This window comes from Kitasatospora sp. NPDC043950 (assembly GCF_056435345.1).
Genome location: NZ_JBWKER010000023.1, coordinates 63222 through 78275, shown reverse-complemented (window position 1 = coordinate 78275; position 15054 = coordinate 63222). Strand labels below are relative to the sequence as shown.

Sequence of the window (15054 nt, the reverse complement as noted above, 5' to 3'; positions counted from 1 at the left end):
CCCACGACCGGGCGGCGCGGCGCGCGGGCTCAGTCCGGCAGGAGCAGGTTCACGTCGCCGAACTCGTGCCAGAGGTAGCGGTGCTGGACGGCGGCCCGGTAGCACTCGGCGAGCAGGGGCCGCCCGGCGACGGCGGCCAGCATCAGCAGGTGCGAGGCGCGGGGCTCGTGCCAGCCGGTGAGCAGGCCGTCGACCGCGCGCACCCCGCGCTCCGGAGTGATCACCAACTCCGTCCAGCCGTCCGCCTCCTGGACGGTGCCGTCCGACGCGGCGGCCGACTCCAGGGCGCGCACCACCGTGGTGCCGACGGCGATCACCCGCCCACCGCCGGCCCGCACATGGCCGACCAGACGGGCGGTGGCCGCCGGGACGTGGAACCGCTCGGCGTACGGCGCCTCGTGCGCCTCCGGCGAGGCCACCCCGGTGTGCAGCGTGACCGGCGCGACCAGCACCCCGCGACCCGCCAGGCGGGCCACCACCTCCGCGCTGAACGGCCTTGCGGCGCTCGGCATCTCACTGCTGCCGGGGACGGCCGCGAAGACCGTCTGGTAGGCCTCGATCGGCCAGTCGCGGTCCACGTAGCCGTAACGGATCGCCTTGCCGTGCACCTCCAGGTACGGCAACATCCTTGCCGGCAGCGCCAGTTCGGCGTACCAGAGCCGGGCGGTGAACGGTGCGACCAGCTCGGCCGCGCCGCCGGCGGCAGCGCCACCCGCAGACCGGGGCGGGCCGGGGAGTCGGCCGGCGGGTAGTAGGCGGCCGCCGACCCCGGCACCACCCGCCGCAACTCCACCAGGTGGGAGCCGCGTTGGTCGGGCTGGGCGGAGGACAGGTGCAGCGCGACCGCCGTACCGTCGGGCAGCCGGCCGGGCAGCGCGGCCGGCAGGGTGGCCGAGTTGTTGACCACCAGCAGGTCACCCGCGCGCAGCACCTCGGGCAGCTCGGTGAAGCGGTGGTGCTCGACGCTCCCCCGGTCGCGCCGGCCGACCAGCATCCGCACGCCATCCCGCGCCCCGCCGCGCGCCTCCGCCGGTGCCCGGGCGGAGAGTTCGGGCGGCACGGCGACGTCGAGGCCGAGGTCCACGAGTTCGGTCATCGCCCACCCCGGGCCGCGGCCCTCAGGTCCTCGGCGCGGTAGCGGCCGGAGGCGGCCCGGTCGTGCAGCAGTCCGAGCAGGACCGGCACCACCTCCTCGGGCAGCGGCTCGCCGGAGATGTCCTCACCGGGGCTGGCCTCCTGCAACATCCCGGTGCGCATGCTTCCCGGGTCCACCGCCCACACCCGCAACTCCGGTTCCTCGCGGGCGAGTACGGCGGTGGCATGGTCGAGCGCCGCCTTGCTGGCGCCGTAGCCGCCCCAGCCGAGGTAGGGCACGACGGCGGCGTCCGAACTGATGTTGAGCACGCTCCCGGCGCGGGCACGCAGCTGAGGCAGGAGGAGCTGGGTGAGGGCGATCGGGGCGAGCGCGTTGACCTCGAAGGTCTCCAGCAGGTCCGGCAGCGGGAAGTCGGCCAGCCGGGGCAGCGGCTCGGCGCCGGGCGCGGTGGCACCGTTGAGCGTACCGGCGTTGTTGACCAGCAGGCTCGCGCCGCCGAGCCCGTCGGCGGCCGCGGTCAGGTGGGCACGGTGGTCGTCGTCGACGATGGAACCGGAGAGGGCGACGACCTTGGTGACGGCGGCCAGGGCCGCCTCGGCGGCGGCGAGTCCGGCCGCGCCACGGGCGCTGATCACCAGCTGCCAGCCGTCGGCGGCGAGGGCCCGGGCGAGCGCCAGGCCGAGCCCCCGGGAGGCGCCGGTGACCACGGCGACGGGGGCGGGGGCGGTGTGCTGTGCTGCGTTCATGTCCCCACCCTCGCCCCGCAGGGGGCGGCGGCGGATCGGGCGCCGGAACCGGGACCCGGTCGTCCGTTGGGCCTAGGGTGTCCGGGTCGCCGGACCTGGGCCGCCGGCCCAGGCTTGCGGGTCCGTCCAGGCGGCGAGGGTGCGGCGGGTGTCGAAGCGGCGCTCCCGGCCGGTCAGCGGGTCGGTGAACTCGACCACCGAGGCGAGGAGTTGGAGCGGGCGACGGAAGTCGTCCGGGGCCGGTTCGGGCAGCACCACCGGATACACCGGGTCACCGAGGATCGGCACGCCGAGGCCGCACATGTGCAGCCGCAGCTGGTGGGTGCGCCCGCTCAGCGGCCGCAGCCGGTAGCGGGCCAGGCCGTCGCGGCGTTCCAGGAGGTCGATCCGGCTCTCGCTGTTCGGCGGCGCGTCGAGCTCCCGGGCCGCGATCACCCCGCGCTCCTTGAGGATGTGGCTGCGCACGGTGCGCGGCAGGTCCAGCGCCGGGTCGTACCGGGCGATCGCCTGGTACTCCTTGCGCACCAGCCGGTCGCTGAACAGCGTCTGGTAGGCACCGCGCTCCTCGGGCCGCACCACGAACATGGCCAGGCCCGCGGTGAGCCGGTCGAGCCGGTGCGCGGGGCTGAGGGCGGGCAGGTCGAGACTGTGCCGCAACCGGGACAGCGCCGTCTCGACGACGTGCCGGCCGCGCGGGGTGGTCGCCAGGAAGTGCGGCTTGTCGACGACGACCAGGTGCTCGTCGCGGTGCAGCACCTCCAGTTCGAACGGGACGCGGACCTCCTCGGGGAGGTCCCGGTAGAACCACAGGTGCGCGCCGGGCCGGAACGGCTCGTCCGGGGCGACCGGGCCGTGCTCGCCGACGATCTCGCGGCCGCTCAGCGCCGCATCGATCCGCGCGGCGGCCACGGCCGGCAGCCGCTCGACCAGGTAGGCACGGACGGACGGCCAGGGGCCCTCGGGCGGCAACCGCAGGTGCACCGGGTCCACACCGTGGCGCTGCGGGAGGGGGGAGGCCGTGCGGCGGCTCTTGCGTCTCATCTCCCGGCCAGCGTAGTCCGCCCGCTCGGGGCGGCCTCGGCCGAGGTCCCCGAGCCGCCCCGGTCCCCCGAGGTGCCGCTCACGGGGAGTGCGGAGCACAGTGGACGGTAGGTCGCCAATCCGCCGGGAGCAGCCGGGAGGACGTGTGAGCGCAGACGGCCCGGACGGTGTGCCACCGCTGCACCTGCCGCGGCGCACCCGGATGCTGCTGGTCGGCGCCTTCGGGCTGCTGGTCGCCGCCGTGGTGGCCGACCTGGTGACGGGGCCGGGGACGACCCTCTCCCCCGTACTGGCCGTCGCGCCGGTCCTGGCCGGGGCGACCACCCGCAGCGCCCGGGTGCCGCTGGCCGCCGGGGGCATCGCCGTCGTGGCGGTCGGGCTGCTGGAGACCACCAACACCGAACTGCCGGCCGAGGTGCACATCACCGCGCTGATCACGGTGCTCGCGGCGACCCTGGCCAGCGCCGCCAACGTCGTCCTGGTGTCGGCCCGGGAGCGGGAGCTGTTCCACGTCCGGACGGTCGCCGAGGCGGCACAGCGGGCCCTGCTGCGCCCGCCGCCGGAGCGGATCGGGCGGCTGCGCACCGCGGTGCGCTACGTCGCGGCGGCGGCCGAGGCACGCATCGGCGGGGACCTGTACGCGGTGGTCGACACCCGCTACGGCACCCGGATCCTGCTCGGTGACGTGCAGGGGCACGGGCTGCCGGCGGTGGAGACGGCGGCGGACGTGCTGGGGGTGTTCCGCGAGGCGGCCCGGACGGAGCCCGATCTCGCGCGGCTGGCCGAACGGCTGGACGCGGCGCTCGCCGCCCGACCGGACGAGGGGCGCTTCGCCACCGCGCTGCTGCTGACCGTGCCCGCGGAGCGGGGGCCGGCCGGCGTGGTCAACTGCGGGCACCCGCCCCCGCTGCTGCGCCGCGCGGGCCGGGTGCGCGCGCTGACGCCGCCGTACGCCGCGCCGCCGCTCGGGCTGCGGGGGCTGACCGGTGACGGGTATCCGACGGTCCACTTCGAGCCGCTGCCGGGGGACCTGCTGCTCCTGTACACCGACGGCATCACCGAGGCCCGCAACGCCGAGGGGCGGTTCTACCCGCTGGAGGAGCGGCTGCCGGGGCTGCCCGCGGGGAACCCGGCGGACCTGCTGGAGGACCTGCTCGCGGACGTCGACGGCTGGGTCGGCGACGCCGGGCTGACGGACGACGCGGCGCTGCTGGCGCTCCGCTGGGAGCACTGACGGGCGGAGGGCGGACGGCGGACGGGCAGGCAGCCAGAGGGGCAGGCGGGATGGGCGGGCCGGCGGGAGCAGTGACGGCCCGGCCGATTGTCAGAGCCGTGTGCAAGGCTTCGCACACGGTCGGTGAGGAGCCGGCCGGGTAGCGATCGTCGAAGGGAGAGCGCCATGGGGGACAAGGCCAGCGGGTCGTTCGAGCTGACCGGCTTCGAACCGGTGGAGACGGAGGAGCGCGAGGGTGCGGCCTTCGGGCGGGTCCGGATCTCCAAAAACTTCACGGGTGGGCTGAGCGGCACCAGCGAGGTGCGGATGCTCTCCGTCGCGGGCCCCTCGGGCGGCCCGGCGTCCTACGTCGCGGTGGAGCACGTGACGGGCGAACTGGACGGGCATAAGGGCTCGTTCGTGCTCCAGCACGCGGCGTGGGACACCGGCGGGACGACCATACGCGTGGTGCCGGGCACCGGGTCGGGCGAGCTGGCCGGGCTCACCGGCGAGTTCCGCCTGACCGTCGACGAGGCCGGCACCCACACCTACGTCCTGGAGTACGAGCTGGGCTGAATCACCTGGTCTCAGCCGCGCGCCGCGCGCCGCACGCACCGGGCTGCCGTCCGCGCTGCCACGATGATGCGATCAGTGCACGATCGACATCGGAGGGTGGCGCATGCCCGGTACGACGATGGCGGCGGACGGCACGCCGGTCGCGGTGCTGGCCGCGAACACGGTCACGGCGCCTGTCGCGACACCAGTCACGACTCGGGTCACGGCGCCAGTCACGGTCGAGGAGGTGGTCGGTCGGCTGCGGGAGATCGGGGCGGTCCTGCCCCCGGCGGACGGGGTGGCGGTCTTCAACCGGCTCTACCTCACCGTCACGGAGGCCGTCCGCGGCCGGCTCGGCGGCTCGTACTTCGCCGATCCGGCGGCGATGGCCGAGCTGGACACGGTGTTCGCCGGGCGCTACCTGCTGGCCGTGGCCGCCGACGCGGCCGGGCAGGAGCCGCCCGCCTGCTGGCGTCCGCTGTTCGCACTGCGCGCCCACCCGGGGGTGCACCCGCTGCAGTTCGCGTTGGCCGGGATGAACGCCCACATCCAGCACGACCTGCCGCTCGCCGTCGTGGACACCTGCCTGCGTCGGGGCTGCGAGCCGGCCGGGCTCGTGGCGGACTACCACCGGATCAACGGCCTGCTGGCGGAGGTGGAGACGGCCGTCCGGGAGCAGCTGATGCCCGGCCCGGACCTGCTGGAGCGCGCCGAACCGCTCACCCACCTGCTCGGCGTCTGGTCGGTGGAGGCCGCCCGCGAGGGGGCGTGGTCCGCCGTCCAGGCGCTCTGGGAGCTGCGCGCGGTGCCGACCGCCGCGCGGGCCTTCGCCGCCGCCCTGGACTGCTCGGCCGGCCTGCTCGGCCACGCCCTGCTGCTCCCGCTCGGCCCGCACCCCGCACCGGACGCGGCCGACGGCTCACCACGCACGGCGGACGCCCCGGGCACGACGGCGGGCACGCCGGACGCACCGGGCAAGGCACCGCATGCACCGGGCGAGGCACCGCATGCACCGGGCACGGCGCCGGACGCACCCCACAAGGCACCGGACGCCCCCCGCACGGCGGCCGGCCGGCTCCCCGAGGCGAGGAACCGGCCGGCCGGTGAAGGAGCGGGCGCTCAGGCCCGACCCGATCAGGCCCAGCTGGAGTGCAGCGGCTTGCCCTCGGCGTAGCCGGCCGCGCTCTGGATGCCGACGATCGCCTTCTCCTGGAACTCCTCCAGGGTGTTGGCGCCCGCGTAGGTGCAGGAGCTGCGCACACCGGCCACGATCGAGTCGATCAGGTCCTCGACGCCCGGGCGGGCCGGGTCGACGAACATCCGGGAGTGCGAGATGCCCTCCTCGAACAGCGCCTTGCGGGCCCGGTCGTACGAGGAGTCCTGGGCGGTGCGGTTGCTGACCGCACGGGCCGAGGCCATGCCGAAGCTCTCCTTGTACTGGCGGCCGTCAGCGGCGGTCTGCAGGTCGCCCGGGGACTCGTAGGTGCCGGCGAACCAGGAGCCGATCATCACGTTGGAGGCGCCGGCGGCCAGTGCCATCGCGACGTCGCGCGGGTGGCGGACGCCGCCGTCGGCCCACACGTGCTTGCCGAGCCGGCGCGCCTCGGCGGCGCACTCCAGCACGGCGGAGAACTGCGGGCGGCCGACGCCGGTCATCATCCGGGTGGTGCACATGGCGCCGGGGCCGACGCCGACCTTGAGGATGTCGGCGCCCGCCTCGACCAGGTCGCGGACACCGGCGGCGGAGACCACGTTGCCGGCCACGATCGGGATCCGCGGGTCGAGGCCGCGCACCGCGCGCAGCGCGCTGATCATCGATTCCTGGTGGCCGTGCGCGGTGTCCACGACCAGCACGTCGGCGCCGGCGTCGATCAGGGCCTTGGCCTTGCCGGCCACATCGCCGTTGATGCCGACGGTGGCGGCGATCCGCAGCTTGCCGGCGGCGTCCACGGCCGGGGTGTACAGGGTGGCGCGCAGCGCGCCCTTGCGGGTGAGGATGCCGACGAGCCGGCCCTCGGCGTCGACGACCGGGGCGAGCTTGCGGTGCGCCTCGGTGAGCTTGTCGAAGGCGGTGCGCGGGTCGATGTCCTCGTCCAGGAGCAGCAGGTCGCGGGACATCACGTCGGCGAGGCTGGTGAAGCGGTCCACGCCCTGGCAGTCGGAGTCGGTGACGACGCCGACCGGCTTGCCGTCCTCGACGACCACGAGGGCGCCGTGCGCGCGCTTGGGCAGCAGCGACAGCGCCTCGGCGACGGTGGCGCCCGGGGCGAGGGTGATCGGGGTGTCGTGCACCAGGTGGCGCTGCTTGACCCAGGAGACGACCTCGGCGATGACCTCGGTGGGGATGTCCTGCGGGATGGCGACCAGGCCGCCGCGGCGGGCGACGGTCTCGGCCATCCGGCGGCCCGCGATGGCGGTCATGTTGGCGACGACCAGCGGGATGGTGGTGCCGGTGCCGTCGTTCGAGGAGAGGTCGACCGCCTGCCGGGAGCCCACGGCGGAACGGCTGGGGACCATGAAGACGTCGTCGTACGTCAAGTCGTACGAGGGCTTGAGGTCGTTCAGGAAGCGCATGAAGGGGGCTCTCTGGCTGGGAGAAATTACACCTCGGGTGCGGTTGCGGCACTGCCGCCGGGCGCACTCGGGCGCCCGGCACCCAGCATTCGATTCTCCGGGACGGTGGGATCAAAAGCCAGTTCGAGCCCCATTGCTGGCACTGTGTACAAACCATGATCAATGCTCCGCGCGTAGACTTGGATGATCATCCAAGACCGGCGGTTTTCGCCCCGGCCAGGGCCGCTCCCGTAGCATTCACGCGGTAACGGCGAGGCGAGCGGGAAGCGGCGACAGGCAATGACGGCGGGCGTGGACATCAAGCAGGACCAGAGCGGCACGGACACCGGGGAGGAGATCGACTACGGTCCCGGCCTCGACCCCGAGCGGCTGCGGCTCTGCCTGGACGTGCTCGCCGAGCTCGACCAGCTGCACGTCGACCACCCGGACGCGATCACCGTCCGCCAGGCCGTCGGCGGCATATTCCGGACGCTCAAGCAGCGCCGCCGCCAGGAGACCCGGGCCCGCAAGACCGCCAACGACCGCGAGGTCACCGCGCGCACCGCCACCGGCGCACCCACCCGGATCGACGACGAGACCGCCGGCGCCTTCGGCCTGACCACCGTCACCAGCACCGAGATCGCCGGCATCCTGGAGCGGCCCCGCTCCTGCTACACGTGCAAGCAGCGGTACGTCGAGGTCGACGCGTTCTACCACAACCTCTGCCAGGACTGCGCCGTCAAGAACCGGGCCCACCGGGACGCCCGCGCCGACCTCACCGGCAAGCGCGCGCTGCTCACCGGCGGCCGGGCCAAGATCGGCATGTACATCGCGCTGATGCTGCTGCGCGACGGCGCCCACACCACCATCACCACGCGCTTCCCCAACGACGCCATCCGCCGCTTCACGGCGATGCCGGACAGCGCCGAGTGGATCCACCGCCTCAAGGTCGTCGGCATCGACCTGCGCGACCCGGCCCAGGTCATGGCGCTCGCCGACGAGGTCGCCGCCGACGGCCCGCTGGACATCCTGATCAACAACGCCGCGCAGACCGTGCGCCGCCCGCCGGAGTCCTACCGCGAGCTGATCGCCGCCGAGTCCGCGCCGCTGCCGGCCGGCGAGCTGCCGCAGGCCACCACCATCGGCCGCTTCGGCAGCGGCAGCGTCGACCTTCCCGCCCTCCCCCACCAGGCGAGCGGCGACGCGCAGCGGATGGCCGCCGAGGACGTCACGTCGCTCGCGCTCGTCACCGGCTCCGCCACGCCCGCCCGGATCGAGGCCGGCACCGCGATCGACGCCGGCGGGCTGGTGCCCGACCTCGCGCCCACCAACAGCTGGGTGCAGACCGTCCAGGAGGTCGGCCCGGTCGAGCTGCTGGAGGTCCAACTCTGCAACTCCACCGCGCCGTTCATCCTGATCAGCCAGCTGCGCCCGGCGATGGCCGCCTCCGCCTCCCGCCGCAAGTACGTCGTCAACGTCTCGGCGATGGAGGGCGTGTTCCAGCGCGGCTACAAGGGCGCCGGCCACCCGCACACCAACATGGCCAAGGCCGCGCTCAACATGCTCACCCGCACCAGCGCGCACGAGATGTTCGAGACCGACGGCATCCTGATGACCGCCGTCGACACCGGCTGGATCACCGACGAGCGGCCGCACCCGGACAAGATGCGGCTGGCCGACGAGGGCTTCCACGCCCCGCTCGACCTGGTCGACGGCGCGGCCCGGGTGTACGACCCGATCGTCCGCGGCGAGCTCGGCGAGGACCTGTACGGCTGCTTCCTGAAGGACTACGAGCGCTCCAACTGGTAATCCCCGATCCTGGCGAGGACCCCCGCGAAGGAGATGGCGAATTGACCACCGCACCGCTGCTCGGCGCAGGAATCATCGTGCCCACCGGGGACGGCCGGGTGCTGATCGGCCGGCGCACCACCGCCGGCGAGCCGCCGACCTGGAGCCTGCCCGGCGGAAAGGTCGATCCCGGCGAGTCCTTCGAGCAGACCGCGGCCCGCGAACTCGCCGAGGAGACCGGCATCGTGCTGCCCGCCGAGCAGATGCGGGTGCTCGCGCTCCTGCTCGACCACGAGCTCGGCCGGCCCCGGCTGACCGCCGCCGTGCTGGCGCCGCCGAGCCTGGCCGAGGCGGTCGTCACCGAGCCGCACGCCTGCGGTGGCTGGGAGCGGGTCGCGCTGGACGCGCTGCCGGAGCCGATGTTCTACCCGTCCTCGCTGGTCCTCGGCAGCTGGCTGCCGCAACGGCCGTCGGTGGTCCGGGCCGGAACGACCGGGTACCCCGTCACCCGCTGAGGCCGCCGGGGTACCCCGGCGGCACTCGGACGCCGAGAGCCCACCGCCCGGGCGGCCCGCGCCGAACGGCGACGGGCCGCCCGCCGTTGCGGGCGGCCTCGGGGCCGGTGATCCGCTTCAGCGAGTCGAGCGCGCCGGTCGGCTCGTCGGCGAACAGCACCTGCGGCCGGGCCGCCAGGCCCCGGGCCGGCGCCACGCGCTGAGCCTGACCACCCGACAGTTCGCCGGAGCGGCGCCGCTCCATGCCGCTCCATGCCGCCCAGGCCGAACCGGGCCGAGCCGGGCCGGCGCGTCCAGGAGAGCGGCGGTGAGGTCGATCCAGCGCAGGTCGGCATCCAGGTGGAACAGGCCGTGGTCGGCGGGCAGAGCGTCCACCAGGGCGCCGGTGCGGCGCAGTTCGGTGCGTTCGCGCATCCGGCGCAGGTGGGCGCGGCGCACTGGGTGTCCAGGTACTCCTCGGCGTCGCGGCCCAGCGTCAGGGCCAGCACCACCTTGGTGAACAGCACGCTCCGCAGGCTGGGTTCGGGCGTGTCCGGACCCCGGAGCCAGGTCTCGAACTCCGTCGCCCCGCGTCGGTGATCACGTAGCGCTCGCGTTCGGGTCCCTCGCCGGAACCCGGTCAGAACGCGGCCAGAACCCGGGCGGAGACACCGTCACCCGGGTGCGGGCGGGCAGGAGGCAGCCCCACGCTCACCCCCTGCACCGCACCACGGCCCGGCACCCCCACGGTCAACCGGGCCAAGCCGTCCCCTGGCACGAAGGATGCGGCCGGACCCCAGCCTGCCCGCCCGCCCGGCCGCTGCCGAGGGTCGAACGTCCCGGGTGCGCGAAGGGGCGCCGGGCGGCCGCACGCCCGGGCGTGACCCGGAACGCGACCGGCGCGCGGCGGCGCCGTCCGCAGGTCCCGGTGGTACGAGCCCGCACGACTCTTGTGCGCGGGCGGCCACCGGGTGGAAATTGGGTGACGAAGCCCCACGACCCCACCACCGCGCCGCCCCAACCCCCCTGAGGAGCCGTCGACGTGTCCAGCACACCCCGCCCCGCCCGGCCCTCGTCGCGCCCGCCGCGAACCGGCCGCCGGCTGCGGCGGGCCTTCGGTGCCCGGCACGAACCGCTGGTCCGGCCCGTCGACCGGGCCCGCGCCCGCGCCTGGCTGCTGAGCACCCTCGGGGCCCTGCTCGCCCTCGCCTTCGCCACCGGCAGCGCCCTGCTCGCCTACCACGCCACCGCACCCCAGGCCGACAGCGACCGCCTGCGCCTCCACAAGGTCGACGCCGTGGTGCTCACCCTCCCCGACCACGGCTCCGGCACCGGCACCGGCTCCGGCACCGGCGGACGCTTCGGCGCCGGCTACAGCACCCGCGTCGACGCCGAGGCCGCCTGGACCTACCCCGACGGGCAGCCGCACACCGGCACCGTCCAGGCCCCCCGCACGGCCGTCACCGGCACCGTCGTCCCCGTCTGGGTCGACCCCGCCGGCGCGCTCTCCTCGCCCCCGACCAACCGCGCCTCCGTCGCCGTCTCCGCCGTCTGCACCGGCGCCGGCGCCCTTCTCGCCCTCCTGGCCCTGCTCACCCTCGCCCTGCGCCTTCGCCTGCACGTCCTCGACCGCCGCGCCGACGAAGCCTGGACCCAGGGCTGGGCCCGCCTCGAACCCCTCTGGAGCGGCCGCGCCGGCCACCGCCAGGACGACTGACCCCTGAGGACGAGCGGGGGCCGGCGAGCGGAGGGGCGCGGCGCCGGGTCAGAGCGGGTGGGTCCAGGCCGGGGCGGGGTGGGATCCGGCGGCCCGGTGGGTGAGGGCCGCGACGGCGACGAGGAGGGTCAGGGCGAGGGTCAGGGCGACGGGAACGTCGGCCTGGCGGATGAGGAGGGCGCCGACGAGGGCGCCGACGAACATCCAGACGGCGGAGGCCAGACGGCGGGGGCCGGTGCGGTCGGCGGCGAGGGCCGTGATGGTCATGGTGAGCACCGTGGTGGTCAGGTCGGGGACCTTGAGGGAGCGGACCACCGCGTTCTGGCCGCCCATCGCGAAGGCCAGCAACCCGATGAGGCCGTAGCGGGCCGGGTCGGAGGTGTAGCCGGCCACGGCGGCCAGGGCGATGCTCGCGGCGACGAGCACCACCTGGCCGACCACCGCCGTGGTCAGCAGCCGCCCGCGGTGGTCGGGCAGCCGCCGGGCGAGGTGGCCCCCGACCAGGGCGCCGAGTACGAACGCGGCGAGGGCGCTCAGTGAGGCGGTGGCGGAGAGTCCGGCGGCACCGGCCAGGGCGAAGCCGAGGAAGACCACGTTGCCGGTCATGTTGGCGACGAAGACGTGGCCGAGCCGGAGGTAGCTGACCGCGTCCACCAGTCCGGTGACGACGGTGAGCACCAGCAGCATCGGCACCAGCGGCCCGTGCCTGGGGTCGGGGGTGAACATCGGGACCTCCTGGTCGGCCTCGTGACGGTGCCTCCGTTCTACCTCCCCCGGGCCGCCTACTAGGCGAGCGCGGGGCGGCTCGGGTCGTCGGGTTCGTCGTCGAGGTGCCAGTGCAGGTCGCGGACGCCGGGTTCGAGGGAGAGCCGGCTGACGACCTGTTCGAGGGCCGGGGCGACCTGCCCGGTGATGGCCACGGTGGCGCGCAGGCTGGTGGCGTCGCCGCTGTCGGTACGGCGGGCGCGCAGGCCGGTAGGGGCGAGGCCGGAGGCGGACAGGGCCTGGAGCAGCAGGGCCCGGATGTGGGTCTCGGCCTTGCGCTCGCATTCCAGGTGGACGGTGGCGCGGACGGTGGAGTCGGGGTCGCTGCCGGACTGCGGGGCGCGGTCGAGCATCCGGCCGGCCGGGCGCAGGATCAGGTGGACGGCGAGGACGCCGAGCGTACCGAGGACGGCGAATTCGAGCTTCCCGGCGGCGGCGAGCACCCCGACGGCGGCCGAACACCACAGCGTGGCGGCGGTGTTGAGGCCGCGGACGCCGGCGCCGTCGCGCAGGATGACGCCACCGCCGAGGAAGCCGATGCCGGAGACGACGTAGGAGGCGACCCGGGTGGGGCTGGCGGCGTCGCCGACGGCCTCGCTGTACAACACGAACAGGGTGGCGCCGGCGGCGACCAGGGCGTTGGTGCGCAGGCCGGCCATCCTGGCCCGCCACTGGCGTTCGACGCCGATGAGCGCGCCGCAGGCGACCCCGGTGGCGAGCCGGACGAGGAAGTCGGCGGTGGTCAGGGTGTGCACGACGGCACCTCCTTCACTGGGAGAGCTGGCAGAGCTGGGAGAGCGGGAAGGGCTGCGAGACCTGGGAGACGGACGGACGGGTGGCGGGCCGCTGCCCACCACCCGCCCGTTCGGGCTGCGGTCTGCGGCTCAGTGGTTGAGCGCGGTCTGGACGATCTTGATGATGACCATCACCATCGCGACCAGGAGGTAGGCGCGCAGGGCGCCCATGCCGACCTTGCGGGCGGTGGACATGACCGGCTTGCCGAGGGTCTCCAGCGGGGGCATCCGCCATTCCTCGCGGCCGGTGCGGTCGATCGGGTCCTCCTTGGTGGCGGTGCGGCCGAAGGTGAAGAAGTACCCGGCGACCAGCACACCGGCCACGCCGCAGCCGGCCATGATCCACAGGATGGCCTGCGAGCTGATGTCGGGCCAGACCACGGCGGCGGTCAGGATCAGCGACAGCATCACCAGGACCCCGACCACGGCGGAGGTGAAGGCGTTGGTCTTGGGCCCGTTGACCCACGGCCCCAGGACGGCCTTGTCGTTGCAGAGCAGCAGCAGGAACACCGTCGCCGAGGGCAGCAGCACACCCGCCAGCACCTGGACGAACTGCGTCATCAGGCCCTGGGTGTAGCCGGTGGACAGCAGCGTGATCGCGGCCGCCACGACCACCAGGCCGGCGTAGATCGCGTAGAAGCCCTTGGCGCCCTTGACGCCCCGGTGCAGCGAGTGCCTGATGCCGAACACGTCGCCGATCGCGTAGGCGGTGGAGAGGGAGACGGCGAAGGCGCCGATGATCGAGGCGTCCAGCAGCGCGATGGCGAACAGCACGCCCACCACGTGTCCGGCCTTGTCCTCAAGGCCCTTGGCGACGGCGGCCGCGTCGGAGAACTGGCCGAAGCCGTCGGTGCCGGCGAAGGCCGCGGCGGTGAAGCCCATCATCGCGGCGGCGCCGATGATGACGATGGCGATCCCGATCCACAGGTCGACCTTCTCGTACTTCATGAACCGCGGCGTGATCCGCTTGTCGATGACGTACGACTGCTGGAAGAAGAGCTGCCACGGGGCGACGGTGGTGCCCACGATGGAGACGATCACCAGCATCACGGCCGCCAGCTGGCCCGAGCCGCCCGGCATGCTGGGCACCACGAAGTCGTGCGCCATCTGCGAGGTCTTCGGGTGGACCATGAAGTAGATCGGCACCAGCAGCAGCGAGCCCACGCACAGCGTGACCGCGACGCGCTCGAAACGCTGGAACGAGCCGGTGAACGCCGAGGCGATGATGATCACGGCGGCCAGCACCACCGAGGCGACCTTCGGCAGCCCGAGGTATCCGGCCGCCAGGGTGACACCGATGAACTCGGTGACCAGCGTCAGCGCGTTCAGTAGGAACAGGTCGATGACGCTGAACGCGCCCCAGAACTTCCCGAAGCGCTCCAGGATCAGCCGGGCGTGGCCGACACCGGTGACAGCGCCCAGGCGCAGCACCATCTCCTGGTTCACGTACAGCACCGGGACCAGCATCAGCAGCGTCCACAGCAGCTGTGTGCCGTAGTTCTGCCCCGCCTGCCCGTACGTCGAGAAGGCGCCCGCGTCGTTGTCGCCGACCATCACGATCAGGCCGGGGCCCACGATGGCGAGCAGGGTCTTGAGTCTTGCGGACAGGCCGTGGCGCGGCGTGGTGTCGTCGAGCCGGATGGTGCCGAGCGCACCCTTGATGTCGCCGACGTGGGCGTCGTCGAGCACGGCGGTGCGGGTGGTGGTGGGGACCTTCGGGTCCAGCATCACGTTGGTCATGGCAGGGCCTCCCTGCCCCCTTCCTTGAGGGGGCGACAGGGGGCACGCAGCAGCGATCCTCCCTGCGAGAGCGCACGGCGTCGGACCGCACGGCGGCGCTGAGCGGCGGCGGCCGTGAGGGCATGACGGAGCGTCAGACGTCGTACGTCGGGGCGCGGTTGAGCGCATGACGCAGCGTCAGGTGAACGCGCGCAGGGAAGGTTGTTACCGCGTGCCAGAGGTGATCGAGAGCATGCGGGGGCAGGGGCGACTATGGCCCGGACTATCGCAGTCCATGTCTCTCGCCTCCTCCCGGTCGGGGGCGCACGTCTGTGCACCGCATCGCGACACGGCAAGGAGCGGACCGGCCCCACGGGACCGGCACACCCCAACTCGTCAGAGCTTTGGCACTCCACGGCGTGTCCAGCCCGATCGGCCGGAAGCCACTTGGGGTCAACCCTTAACTCGGGAAGACCTGTCCTGAACCTGGGCGTCTCTCGACGTCGTCGGGTCAGTGGCCTGTGTCCGTGAAGACGCCTCACCGAACGAGGTGCCTTTCAAATCTCGTCAAGC

At 74.0% G+C, this 15054-nt stretch carries 13 protein-coding genes, 3 pseudogenes and 1 riboswitch; of the genes and pseudogenes, 6 read left to right on the top strand and 10 right to left on the bottom strand.

The genetic code is table 11. The features are described 5' to 3' along the window. Positions 1-29 precede the first annotated feature (29 nt). The 4 genes and pseudogenes from AC07BF_RS17440 to AC07BF_RS17425 form a co-directional block, all read right to left on the bottom strand. A complete protein-coding gene (locus AC07BF_RS17440; protein ID WP_478333565.1) occupies positions 30-626 on the bottom strand; it encodes an S-adenosylmethionine:tRNA ribosyltransferase-isomerase in 597 nt (198 codons plus the stop codon). Positions 627-865: 239 nt separating this feature from the next. Next, positions 866-1096: pseudogene (locus tag AC07BF_RS17435) on the bottom strand (S-adenosylmethionine:tRNA ribosyltransferase-isomerase); the annotation flags it as partial. After that, entirely contained in the window at positions 1093-1842 is a 750-nt protein-coding gene (locus tag AC07BF_RS17430; protein WP_363581650.1) for an SDR family NAD(P)-dependent oxidoreductase, read from the bottom strand. The gene AC07BF_RS17430 and the pseudogene AC07BF_RS17435, both read right to left, overlap by 4 nt. 72 nt (positions 1843-1914) lie before the next feature. Continuing rightward, positions 1915-2883, bottom strand: coding sequence for a pseudouridine synthase (locus tag AC07BF_RS17425; RefSeq protein ID WP_478333564.1), 969 nt, complete (start codon positions 2881-2883; stop codon positions 1915-1917). Positions 2884-3028: 145 nt separating this feature from the next. Here AC07BF_RS17425 and AC07BF_RS17420 point away from each other — a divergent pair, with 145 nt between their 5' ends. The 3 genes from AC07BF_RS17420 to AC07BF_RS17410 all read left to right on the top strand — a co-directional run bounded on the left by AC07BF_RS17420 (position 3029) and on the right by AC07BF_RS17410 (position 5825). Beyond that, complete coding sequence (locus tag AC07BF_RS17420) at positions 3029-4117, top strand: PP2C family protein-serine/threonine phosphatase (protein ID WP_363581646.1); 1089 nt, start codon at positions 3029-3031, stop codon at positions 4115-4117. 165 nt (positions 4118-4282) lie between these two features. Next, positions 4283-4672, top strand: coding sequence for a DUF3224 domain-containing protein (locus AC07BF_RS17415; RefSeq protein WP_478333563.1), 390 nt, complete (start codon positions 4283-4285; stop codon positions 4670-4672). A gap of 103 nt (positions 4673-4775) precedes the next feature. Then, positions 4776-5825 (top strand): DUF5995 family protein, encoded by a 1050-nt coding sequence (locus AC07BF_RS17410; protein ID WP_478333562.1) that lies wholly within the window; start codon positions 4776-4778, stop codon positions 5823-5825. Here AC07BF_RS17410 and AC07BF_RS17405 read toward each other — a convergent pair. Continuing rightward, entirely contained in the window at positions 5786-7225 is a 1440-nt protein-coding gene (locus AC07BF_RS17405; protein ID WP_363581640.1) for a GuaB1 family IMP dehydrogenase-related protein, read from the bottom strand. The genes AC07BF_RS17410 and AC07BF_RS17405 overlap by 40 nt on opposite strands. A gap of 279 nt (positions 7226-7504) precedes the next feature. Here AC07BF_RS17405 and AC07BF_RS17400 point away from each other — a divergent pair, with 279 nt between their 5' ends. Together AC07BF_RS17400 and AC07BF_RS17395 are read left to right on the top strand one after the other, a co-directional pair. Further along, positions 7505-9013, top strand: coding sequence for an SDR family NAD(P)-dependent oxidoreductase (locus AC07BF_RS17400; protein WP_371516031.1), 1509 nt, complete (start codon positions 7505-7507; stop codon positions 9011-9013). A 41-nt stretch (positions 9014-9054) separates the two neighbouring features. Then, complete coding sequence (locus tag AC07BF_RS17395; protein WP_478333561.1) at positions 9055-9507, top strand: nucleotide triphosphate diphosphatase NUDT15; 453 nt, start codon at positions 9055-9057, stop codon at positions 9505-9507. 97 nt (positions 9508-9604) lie between these two features. Here the strand turns inward: AC07BF_RS17395 and AC07BF_RS17390 are convergent. Both AC07BF_RS17390 and AC07BF_RS17385 read right to left on the bottom strand, forming a co-directional pair. After that, a pseudogene (locus AC07BF_RS17390) lies at positions 9605-9754 on the bottom strand (ATP-binding cassette domain-containing protein); the annotation flags it as partial. 44 nt (positions 9755-9798) lie between these two features. Beyond that, positions 9799-10120, bottom strand: a pseudogene (locus tag AC07BF_RS17385) (PadR family transcriptional regulator); the annotation flags it as partial. Between the two features lie 408 nt (positions 10121-10528). On the opposite strand from AC07BF_RS17385, the gene AC07BF_RS17380 reads away from it, so the two are divergent. Beyond that, on the top strand, positions 10529-11203 hold the full coding sequence (locus AC07BF_RS17380; protein WP_478333560.1) for an Rv1733c family protein: 675 nt from the start codon (positions 10529-10531) through the stop codon (positions 11201-11203). A gap of 48 nt (positions 11204-11251) precedes the next feature. On the opposite strand, the gene AC07BF_RS17375 is transcribed toward AC07BF_RS17380, so the two are convergent. From AC07BF_RS17375 to AC07BF_RS17365, 3 genes are all read right to left on the bottom strand, one after another. Continuing rightward, positions 11252-11929, bottom strand: coding sequence for a YoaK family protein (locus AC07BF_RS17375; RefSeq protein ID WP_478333559.1), 678 nt, complete (start codon positions 11927-11929; stop codon positions 11252-11254). A 59-nt stretch (positions 11930-11988) separates the two neighbouring features. Further along, positions 11989-12723: an MgtC/SapB family protein gene (locus AC07BF_RS17370; RefSeq protein WP_063346501.1), complete on the bottom strand. Its 735-nt coding sequence runs from the start codon at positions 12721-12723 to the stop codon at positions 11989-11991. Positions 12724-12852: 129 nt separating this feature from the next. Then, on the bottom strand, positions 12853-14502 hold the full coding sequence (locus AC07BF_RS17365; protein WP_478333558.1) for an NRAMP family divalent metal transporter: 1650 nt from the start codon (positions 14500-14502) through the stop codon (positions 12853-12855). A gap of 359 nt (positions 14503-14861) precedes the next feature. Continuing rightward, positions 14862-15038, bottom strand: a riboswitch (M-box (ykoK) riboswitch). Positions 15039-15054 lie beyond the last annotated feature (16 nt).